The sequence below is a fragment of the Halopseudomonas sp. genome, from assembly GCF_036960865.1.
Classification (GTDB): Bacteria; Pseudomonadota; Gammaproteobacteria; order Pseudomonadales; family Pseudomonadaceae; genus Halopseudomonas.
On record NZ_JBALWE010000014.1, the window covers coordinates 29,142 to 39,857 of the forward strand.

Annotated in this window: 6 protein-coding genes; 1 reads left to right on the forward strand and 5 read right to left on the reverse strand. The window is 60.8% G+C overall.

Translation table 11 applies throughout. The features are described from left to right. Positions 1-76: 76 nt before the first annotated feature. Entirely contained in the window at positions 77-1,666 is a 1,590-nt protein-coding gene (locus V7747_RS17535) for a peptide chain release factor 3 (RefSeq protein ID WP_335617304.1), read from the reverse strand. A gap of 215 nt (positions 1,667-1,881) precedes the next feature. Here V7747_RS17535 and V7747_RS17540 point away from each other — a divergent pair, with 215 nt between their 5' ends. Continuing rightward, positions 1,882-2,700 carry a helix-turn-helix transcriptional regulator gene (locus tag V7747_RS17540; protein ID WP_335617305.1) on the forward strand — a complete coding sequence of 273 codons (819 nt, stop codon included), beginning with the start codon at positions 1,882-1,884 and terminating at the stop codon, positions 2,698-2,700. Between the two features lie 4 nt (positions 2,701-2,704). Here the strand turns inward: V7747_RS17540 and V7747_RS17545 are convergent, their stop codons facing one another. The 4 genes from V7747_RS17545 to V7747_RS17560 form a co-directional block, all read right to left on the reverse strand. Further along, on the reverse strand, positions 2,705-3,733 hold the full coding sequence (locus tag V7747_RS17545; protein ID WP_335617306.1) for an asparaginase: 1,029 nt from the start codon (positions 3,731-3,733) through the stop codon (positions 2,705-2,707). Beyond that, the gene (locus tag V7747_RS17550) at positions 3,730-5,133 is read right to left on the reverse strand and encodes an aspartate ammonia-lyase (protein WP_335617307.1); all 1,404 of its coding nucleotides are present in this window, start codon (positions 5,131-5,133) and stop codon (positions 3,730-3,732) included. The genes V7747_RS17545 and V7747_RS17550 overlap by 4 nt, the downstream gene beginning before the upstream one ends. Before the next feature lie 53 nt (positions 5,134-5,186). Then, on the reverse strand, positions 5,187-6,620 hold the full coding sequence (locus V7747_RS17555; RefSeq protein WP_335617308.1) for an alanine/glycine:cation symporter family protein: 1,434 nt from the start codon (positions 6,618-6,620) through the stop codon (positions 5,187-5,189). Positions 6,621-6,795: 175 nt separating this feature from the next. After that, positions 6,796-10,626, reverse strand: coding sequence for a DUF1631 family protein (locus V7747_RS17560; RefSeq protein WP_335617309.1), 3,831 nt, complete (start codon positions 10,624-10,626; stop codon positions 6,796-6,798). Positions 10,627-10,716 lie beyond the last annotated feature (90 nt).

The following is a 10,716-nucleotide window of genomic DNA, read 5'->3' on the forward strand; positions in this document are numbered from 1 at the left end:
CAAGCGGGAAACCTTGGGGCGAAAACGATGAGAAGCCCGAACCCAAGAGCGGAACGGGCTTCTCATCGTTGGTCGCTTAGTGGTGCTCGCGGGTGGCGCGGAACTTGATCTCGGGCCAGCGCTCTTCCATCAGGCTGAGGTTGACGCGGGTTGGCGCCAGATAGGTCAGGTGGCCGCCGCCGTCGACGGCCAGATTGTCGGTCGCCTTGTTGCTGAACTCTTCCAGCTTCTTGCGATCGCTGGACTCAACCCAGCGCGCGGACCAGACGTTGATCGGCTCGTACAGGCATTCCACCTTGTACTCTTGCTTCAAGCGCGCGGCGACCACGTCGAACTGCAGCACACCCACGGCGCCGAGAATGATGTCGTTGTTGCGCTCAGGGAAGAACACTTGAGTTGCACCTTCTTCAGCCAGCTCCTGCAGGCCCTGGCGCAGCTGCTTGGATTTCAGCGGGTCCTTTAGGCGCACACGACGGAATAGTTCCGGGGCAAAGTGCGGAATACCGGTGAAGCCGATCTTCTCGCCTTCGGTAAAGGTATCGCCAATCTGGATGGTGCCGTGGTTGTGCAAGCCGATGATGTCGCCGGCCCAGGCTTCTTCCAGGTGCTCGCGCTCGGCGGCGAAGAAGGTCAAGGCGTCGGCGATGCGCACGTCCTTGCCGGTGCGCACATGGTGCAGCTTCATGCCCTTTTCGTAGCGGCCGGAGCAGATGCGCACAAAGGCGATGCGGTCGCGGTGCTTGGGGTCCATATTCGCTTGAATCTTGAACACAAACCCGGTGAAGGGCGCTTCAACGGGCTCAACGGTGCGCTCATGGCTGGCGCGTGACTGCGGCGGTGGAGCCCAGTCGACGATCGCATCCAGCACCTGGTCGACGCCGAAGTTGCCCAGGGCGGTACCGAAGAACACCGGCGTCATCTCGCCCTTGAGAAACGCCGCCGGATCAAACTCGTGGCAGGCGCCCTGCACCAGTTCCAGCTGGTCGACGAAATCGTCATAGAGATCGCCCAGATGCGCGCGGGCTTCGTCCGAATCCAGGCGCTCGATGATCTTGGTCTCGGTGCGCTCGTGACCGTGGCCTGGCTCATACACGATGATGCAGTCGCGGCTCAGGTGATACACGCCCTTGAAGTCACGATAGCAACCGATGGGCCAGGTAATGGGTGCGGCCTTGATGTTGAGCACTTCCTCAATCTCATCAAGCAGCTCAATGGGATCGCGGATGTCGCGGTCGAGTTTGTTGACGAAGCTGACGATGGGCGTGTCGCGCAAACGGCACACGTCCATCAGCGCGATGGTGCGCGGTTCGACGCCCTTACCGCCATCGAGCACCATCAGCGCCGAATCCACGGCGGTCAGGGTGCGGTAGGTATCTTCCGAGAAGTCTTCGTGGCCGGGGGTGTCGAGCAGGTTGACCATCGCATCGCGATAAGGGAACTGCATGACCGAGGTGGTCACCGAAATACCGCGTTCCTTTTCCATGGCCATCCAGTCGGAGGTGGCGTGGCGGTCGGATTTACGCGATTTGACCGTGCCGGCTACGCTGATTGCCTGGCCCATCAGCAGCAGGCGCTCGGTGATGGTGGTCTTACCGGCATCAGGGTGCGAGATAATGGCGAAAGTGCGGCGCTTACCGACTTCCTTGGCGATCGGGGAGTTCGACATCAGCTGAGGTGTTCCAGAATTTGACTGCCGGCGCGACCGGGATGCGGCGTGGCGCCTGGCTTGAACGAAAAGTGGCGGCCATTTTCCCTGATCCGGCACACAGACACAATCGACAGCGGACAAATGACCCGGTCAGCGCTGATGCGAGCAGGGCATCTTCGAGTTTCCAAGCGCGCGGCCTTTGTCTAGTATGGCGCAAAAAACGGAGAGCCCCCATGCCCGACGACTTTGGCGACAATCTGCGGCTGCTGTGCAGTTACTATAAATCCACCGCCGAAGTCTGCCGCCGCCTGGGCATCAATCGCCCACAGTTCAACCGTTACCTCAATGGCAGCAACAAGCCGTCGGATAGCACCATGCGCAGGCTCTGTGACTTCTTTGGTGTAGAAGTCCACGAGATACTGTTGCCTCATGGCCAGTTCCAGCGGCTGGTGCAGGTGCGGCCGCAGCAGCAGCCGCAGCCGCGTCCGGCAGCACCGACGGCCGAGGTGGAGCATCTGGCGCACCTGAACAGCGTGGGGCAGGCAGGGCTGGAAAAGTACCTTGGCTACTACTTCGAGTATTACCTCTCCATGGCTTATCCGGGCAGTATTCTGCGCACCCTGGTGTGCATCGAGCGGCGTGACGGCAATGCCTGTTACCAGCGCACCGAACGCATCAAACCCAAGCGTGGCGGCAAACCGTTTCACGGTGTTTACAAGGGGTTGGTGCAGTTTCTCTCTGACCGCATCTTTCTGCTCGATTATGAAACATTGACCAATTTCGAGATGACGCAAACCATTCTTTATCCTTCGTTCCAGAACCGGGTGGATCGGATTACCGGGCTGCGCCTGGGCGTATCCGGCAGTGGCGAGCGTGTTCCCTGCTGCACCCGTGTGCTGTACGAGTATCTGGGTACACGGGTGGACCGCCAGCGGGTGCTATCGCTGTGCGGCCTCTACGCGGCGGATGATCCGGAATTGGATGAAGATATTCGCGCTTCGGTGCGTAATGATATTGTCGCCGGCGACTGGCATTTTCGGGCGCGCTTCTGAGCGCTCAGTCAGGTGAGCGCTCGGCGCAGTAGAGCTCTGCCCAGTCCTCGCGCACAGTCGCTTGGTCGCGACCACCGGCGATCAGCCAGTGCAATTTGCAGAACGCCGCCTCGGGCGTCATATCTCCCCCATTGAGCACGCCTTGTTCCTGCAGCGACGCACTAGCGGCGTAGGTGCCGGGGCTAACGCCGCCGTCCAGGCACTGGCTGATGTTCACCAGCACCTTGTTGCGCGCCCGCGCGCGGCAGAGAAAAGCGTTGAAGGCCTGATCGCGGCTGGGGATGTTGCCGGCGCCGTAACTTTGCAATACCACTGCGCGGCACTTGGGGTCGGCCAACAGCGCGTCGTACAGCGCGCTGGGCATGCAGGGATGCAGTGTGAGCAGGGCTACGGCGCCCGGCTGAAAGTTCAGTTGCGCTGCCAGCTGGGGCGCGCGTGATGCTGCGTCCGCGCTCAGCATGCGCTGGTGATGCAGGGTGGCCGTGTTGGTCAGGTTACCCAGCGGGGCTTCGTTCGGGCTGTCGAACGCCGCAAAACGTTTGCTACTGACCTTGCGGATACGGCTACCGCGCAGCAGACGGTCGTTGAACACCAGACTGACGTCGGGAATGCGCGGTCCGACCGCCAGCGTCAGCGCCTGGCGCAGGTTGTCGGCGGCATCGCTGCCCGGCAGTCCCAACGGAACCTGGGCACCGGTGAAGAGCACATTTTTTTGGCAGGCGCCCAGCATGAACGCCAGGGCGCCTGCGCTGTAGGCCATGGTGTCGGTGCCGTGCAGGATGACAAAGCCCTGATAATGTTCCCAATGCTCGGCCAGCAGGGCGGCCAGCCGCTGCCAGTGTGCTGGGGTGATGTTGGCGCTGTCGATCAGCGGCTCCAGCTCCAGCAGCTCGAAACTGGGCAGCTCCGCCAGGCTGGCACCGAACTGTTGTTCAATTCTTGCGCGCAGCCCCGGGGTGGGGGTCAGGCCCCGGTCTGTCGCGGTCATGCCGATGGTGCCGCCCGTGTAAAGGACCAGCACCGCCGCGCTCATGAGACCTCCTTGTGCGGGGCCAGCATGGACTGCGGGCTGAGCAACAGGTTCAGCTGTGCTTCCGACATCAGGCTCTCGGCGATGATCAGCGCCTTGACCGTACTGCCGGTCATTAACGCTGTGTGCGCGATGCGAGAGGCATTGCTGTAGCCAATGTGCGGCACCAGTGCGGTGATGATGCCGATGCTGTTGTCCACGTGTGCCGCGCACGCCTGCTCGTTGGCAATGATGCCGCGAATGCAGCGATGTTCCAGCATCTGGCAGGCTTCCTTGAGCATTTTCAGGGAGTTCAGCAGATTGTAGATGATCATGGGCTCCATGGCGTTGAGCTGCAGCTGGCCGGCTTCGGCGGCCAGAGTGACGGCAAGGTCGGCGGCAATCACCTGATAGGCGGTCTGGTTCATCGCCTCGGGGATGACCGGGTTGACCTTGCCAGGCATGATCGAGGAGCCCGGCTGCATGGGCGGCAGCTGTATCTCACCCAGGCCGGTACGCGGGCCACTGGAGAGCAGACGCAGGTCGTTGCTCATCTTGCTCAGCTTGATCGCCAGGCGCTTGAGGATTCCGGAAAAGAACACAAAGGCGCCCATGTCGGAGGTGGCTTCGACCAGATTGGTCGCCGGCACCAGTGGCTTGCCCGAGACCTGCGCCAGACACGCCACCACTTTGGCCGAGTAGCCATCTGGCGTGTTGATGCCGGTGCCGATGGCGGTGCCGCCCAGGTTGACCTCGCAAAGCAGGGCACAGGCCTCGCTGATGCGGTCGATATCCTCACCCAGAGTGACCGCAAAGGCATCGAACTCCTGACCCAGGGTCATGGGGACCGCGTCCTGCAGCTGGGTACGGCCCATCTTCACAATATGTGCAAACTCGCGGCCCTTGTCTTCCAGCGCGGATTTCAGCGAGGCCAGCGCCGGAACAAAGGCGTCGGCGGCGAATTGAATCCCCAGGCAGGCCGCGGTGGGGTAGGCGTCGTTGGTCGATTGTGAGCGATTGACGTCATCATTGGGGTGCAGGAATTGATAGTCGCCGCGTTGATGGCCGAGCTTGACCAGCGCGACGTTGGCGATGACCTCGTTGGCATTCATGTTGGTCGAGGTGCCGGCGCCACCCTGAATCACGTCAACGATGAACTGGTCGTGATACTGATCCTGGGCGATGTCTTGGCAGGCCGAGACAATGGCGTCGGTCTTTTCTGCGCTGAGCAGCCGGTAGTCTTGGTTGGTCAGTGCCGCAGCCTGCTTGACCATCGCCAGCGCGCGGATCAGTTCCGGAAAGTGGGAGATAGGCACGCCGGTGATGGCAAAGTTGGCCGCGGCGCGCTGGGTCTGGATGCCGTACCAGGCATCGCTGGGCACATCCTGATAACCGAGCAGATCGTATTCTGAGCGGGTGTTCATGTCATTTTCACCGAAAGGGAAAAGGCGCCCCGCAGAGGAGGCGCCGGGTCAGGTCAAGCTTGCTGTGGGTTGTTCGGATTGCGCGGCCAGGCTTCGGGGTCCAGGTCCAGATCAGCGAAGTCCTCGGCGCGGAACACGGGCGTCGGGTTACCACCCTTGAGCTGGCGATCGTAGTCCTGCATTACCCGCAGACCTTTCTTCCACAGCATGGCAAGGGCGATCAGGTTGGCCAGCGCGAGCAGCCCCATGGTCAGATCGGCGAAGCCGAACACGGTACCCAGATCCATGATTGCGCCCAAACAGCACAGACAGATCACCACCACCCGGAAGCCATTCATGAGGAATTCGTTGCCCCGTCCACCGGTCAGGTAGCTGACGCTGTTTTCGCCCAGATAGTAGTTGTAGAGCACGGTGCTGAAGCCGAACAGCAACATGGCGATACTCACGAACACCCGGCCCCATTCGCCAATATGGGTGGCCAGCGAAGCCTGCGTCAGGGCCACGCCCTGGCTGGAGTCAGCAAGACTGGGGTCGTAGGCGGTGCCCATGAGGATGATCAGCGCGGTGCAGGTACACAGCAGAATGGTATCGATGAAGACCGAGAACGACTGCACCACACCTTGGTTGGCCGGGTGCGGTACAAAGGCGACCGCCGCCACGTTCGGTGCACTGCCCAGGCCTGCCTCGTTGGAAAACAGGCCGCGCTTGACGCCCATCATGATGGCCGCACCAATACCGCCGCCCACCGCCGGTCCCAGACCGAAGGCGCTGTTGACGATCAGCATCAGGGTATCGGGAATGGCGGTGAAGTTGAGGCCCAGCACGACAATGGCAATCAGCAGATAGCCGCCGGCCATGATCGGCACCAGCACCTCGGCGACCTGGGCGATGCGCTTGACTCCGCCAAAAATGATCAGGCCAACCACCAGCGCCAGACCGATGCCGCTGTAGTAAAGAGGGATGTCGAAGGCGTCCTGCAGGGAGGTGGCAACCGCATAGGATTGCAGCGCAATGAAGCCGATACCGAAGGTTACCAGCAGCAGGATCGAATAGATCACCGCCAGCCACTTCCAGTTCTTGCCCAGTCCGCGCTCGATATAGTGCGCCGGGCCGCCGCGAAAGGCACCGTCGGGCTCGGCGGTCTTGTAGACCTGCGCCAGGGTGCACTCGAAGAAACTGGTGGCCATACCCATCAGGCCCACTACCCACATCCAGAAAATCGCTCCGGGACCACCCAGAGTAATGGCTACCGCCACACCGGCGATGTTGCCGCCGCCAACGCGACCGGCAACCGATAGAATCAGAGCTTGGAAGGAGCTGAGGTGGCGCTTGTCGGCCTCATGGTGATTGGCAGTGAGGATGCCGAACATCTTGCCAAAATACCGAAATTGCACGAAGCGCGAGGCGAGGGTGAACCACACGCCAAGGCCAATCAACAACGCAATGAGAACCTTGCTCCACAACATATCGCTGAGAACGGACAGCATGACTTACTCCTTCACTCGGTTGAGCCGATTTTTATTGGTAAACGCGAAGGCTCATTGAAACGGAGAGAAACTCGCTTGAGTAGTTTGTAAGCTGATACGTATTGGCGCTGATTGATGCTATTAGTGCGTCATATAGCATTGTTTTTTGATGCTCGGCGAGAGGCTCGCCGAGATTCTAGAGTTGCCGGTTCAGATCAAGCTGATCCAGCATCAGCGGCGCGCCAAAGTGGTAGCCCTGGGCATAATCCACGCCCACATGGGTCACTGTGTTGAGGATGTCCTCACTGCCTACGTACTCGGCGATCACCTTCTTCTTCAGGTAGTGGCCCATCTCGGTGATGGATTTGACCAGCGCGTAGTCGACGTCGTTGGTATTGATGTCGCGCACGAAGTTGCCGTCGATCTTGATGAAGTCTACCGGCAGGCGCTTGAGGTAGGAGTAGGACGATTGCCCGACGCCAAAGTCGTCCAGCGAGAAGCGGCAGCCGATGCTGCGCATTTCCTTGATGAAATCGGCGGCGTCGTCGAGATTGGTCACCGCGACGGTTTCGGTAATCTCGAATACCAGCTTGTTGCGCGGCACCGGGTAGCGCACCAGGGCATCGAAGATGAAGTCGAGAAAGGTCTCGTCATTCATACTGTGGCCGGACAGGTTGATCGAAAAGCCGCCGAACAGGTGCAGATCGTCCATGTTCTGATGCATCCATTGCAGCACATGTTCAACCACCCAGCGGTCCACCGCGGCCATGCGGTTGTACTCTTCGGCGACGCGGATGAACTCCGCCGGCGGCGCGGCCTCGCCCTGTTCATCCAGCACGCTGAGCAGCACCTCATAGTGCGGCAAGGTGCGCGGGCTGCCGTTGATCGGGGTGATCTGCTGGCAGCGCAATTTTAGGTTGTCGTTGTCCAGCGCTTTGTTGATGCGGTTGACCCAGGCCATGATTTCGTCGAGCTTTTCCAGCTGCTGGTCGCCGGGCCGCACCATCTGCACATCCTTGTAACCGGTCTTCTTCGACAGGCTGGTGGCCGCCTCGACCGAGCGCAACAGCTCCATGACCTTCTGGTTACCCTGGTTGAAGCCCGCTAGGGCCAGCGCCGTATTGATGACGAAGTTGTGCTCTTCGTAGGCAAAGCGCTGGCTCTCAATCATTTTCTTGAGCTCGCGCGCGCTGTTGTAGCCCAGGGTCTCGGCGTCTTCATTGAGCAGAAGGGCAAACTGGTCCGCGCCCATGCGACCGATCAGGGCATCGACGGGCATAAACTGCTTCAGGCGCTGGGCTAGCTCGCGCAGAAAGATGTCGCCAGCCTCATAGCCACAGGTGTTGTTGATGATCTTGAACTGCAGGATGTCGAGGAATATCAGGCTGAACTGGCGTTCCCCGTCATCGGTTGCCGCCACTCTCTGTGCCAGCGTGCGGCAAAATTCCTTGCGGGTCAGAAAACCGGTTAGCGGGTCGTGGCAGGAGTCAAACGCCAGCTTGTCGTAGACCTTTTGCACCAGCGCATCAAGCCCTTGCTCTACCGCCGGCAGGGCGGCGTCGCTGAGCAGCACCAGGTGGCCGTCGCGCAGCAAGGCAGCAACGCGCTCTAGGGGTAGCTCGAGCTTCTGCGTGCCCTGGTGGTTGGCGAACACGTAAAGGCTGTCGTCGTCCGCGATCCAGGCCAGTTGCACCAGTTTTTCCTGCAGCTTGCCGTGGCTGAGCTCGAACCATTGCGAGGTGCGCAAGCTGCGTACCCGTTTGATCCAGCGTTGCCATGTCGGGTCCTCGTCAGTCAGCGCGTCGAGTCGCTCCTGCAGGCTTGGTTCGGCCTGTCCCGGCGGGTCATAGGCGATCAGCTCTAGCTGGCCCGGCGCGGCTTTTTGCATATCACGCAGCTGCTGCAACAGCCGGCCATGACTGAACTGGTCCTCCGGCACCTTGGACAGGCCCTTTTCCAGCAGGCGCAGCATGTCGGCGTCGCTGATCACGCTGTCCAGGCGTGCCAGGCGCTTCGGATCGCCCTGGGCTGCCAGTTGTTCGATCACCTGCAGGGTGATTTCCCAAGAGCGGCTGGCGACCCCTTCGCGCAGGTAACTGAGGCGCATCAGGGCTCGCCAGCCGTGCTCGATCAGATCAATCACCGGCTGTGGTACCGGCTCGGCCAGCATGCGTCCCAGTTCATGTTGAATCTGACGGTTGGCGTGGCGCAAGCGCTGCTGGCCGTCACAACCCTGGCGAATGCGCTGTAGATTGCGTTCGATCAGGCGCTTTTCGCGGCTGACCAGTTGATCCAGCTTGTCGATACTCTGGCTGAAGCCGCTGCCCTCTGACTTGTCACCCAGAATGCTGCGAATGGTATCCAGGATGACCGGTGTATTGGCGGCCAGGTTGGTGCTGCTGCGGTCCGATAGTAGCGCGATGTAATTGAGCGCCTGCCGGGCTGGATGATTCTGCGCCGAGAAGATTTCCGGGTCCTGCAACATGGCGCGCAAGAGCGGCACCTGCAGCTTGCTGAACTCCTCGCGCAGCTCGCCGGAGATACGGTCGCTCTGCAGGATGCTGTCGAATAGCCCCTCAATGGTGTCGGCGGCGTCCTGCTCCTGATCGGACAGCGCCTTGGTATTGCCCTTGGCCTGCTGGATCAAGTCCTTGAGGGCGCCGGGCTGCTGCAACTGTACGCTGCCGTTGAGCAGGCTCTGCTGCAGCTGGCCCAGTTGCCTGGCGACGGCCTGCTGTTCTCCGGGTGCAGCGCTGGCGTTGTTGCCCACGTGACCACGCGCCTGCCGCCGCAGGCCCAGCAACTGCGTTACCGTGCCATAGGCCGAGGCCCCCGGACTGGCGACGGTTTGGGAATGTGCTCGCCCACCGGCGTTGCCGTTGCTGGTGCTGGTCGAATCCGGACTGGGCATCGACGCAGTGGGCGAGTTCTCGCTTGTGGGTTGCTCGGCTTTTTCTGCGGGCGCCGCTGGTCGTTTCTGCAGGGCCTGCTCGGCAAGGTACTGAGTGACGTCTATCGAAGGCAGGATGTCGGCGTCGATGAACACCTGATTCAGTTGCTGATAAAAGCCGTCCAGGTCGCTGAGCAGGGTTTTCTGCAGTACTGCGTACACGACTTCGAGCTGGGCGTAGGGCAGCTGCAGGTGGCGCACTTGATCGAAAAAGCCGTTGCACAGCGCGGCGGGTGAGAAAGGATTGTAGGTGCGTTTGCCGTCACGTTGCCCAAAGGCGGCGTCGACGCGAATCTGCAGTTCTATCAGCGCTTCGCGCAGCTTTAACTCGACCTTGGAAATGGCGACGCGGACCAGCAGCCAGTCTTCGAAATCGTTTTTGGTTACCAGCTCCAGTGGCGAGGCACGTTTGCGGTCCGTGCCGGCGGCATGTGGCAGGGCACTGGTTTCGCCCTTGCTGACGGCCATCGCCTCGGCAATCATGCTGCGGCTCAGCGCGGCAAAAATGCCTTGCCGCTCTTTGCGAAATTGGCGGATGGCTACAAAGAAGTGTTGCTGCGCGGCATTATTGGTTTGCTGGTCGGCAGCGCTGAATAATGCCTGCTCCAGCTGTTGGCAAAAGCCGGTGTATTGGTCGCGCAGGTAGTTGTGCAGTACGGTGCAGGCCGCCTGCATAAGCGTCTTGCGGTGGCGGTCGCTGAGCAACGGCTGGTTGCGAGTCAGTGAGCTGCTGGTGTTGTTGTCTGCCTGGGCGGCCGAGAGGTGGTGCAGCACACGGTAGATCGACGGGTCCGGGTTATGCAGCTGTAAGCCGGCGCTCTGCGCGGTGAAATGCACAATGGACACCGGCAGGCGCAAATGTTGATTGGCCTGCCGAAAGCTGATGCTGGCTTTGCCCTGCTGGGCCGCGAGCTGATTGAGGCTCTTGAGAATGCCGCCGGCAATCGCGGCATCAAAGGTGATCTGTAAACCGCCCTGGCTGTATTCGCTGATGAGGCAGTGATGGCTTTCTCCTTCGGCCATCGACAGCACAGCATCGACTGCACACATCTGGCGAGGGAATTTCCGTTTTTCCATGAACTGCACCCAGATTGACTACATGGTCACTGGCTATCTTATGTGCTGTCTGCGGAAAAGTCTCGCCCTGCGTTTTTCGCAGCCTTCCGG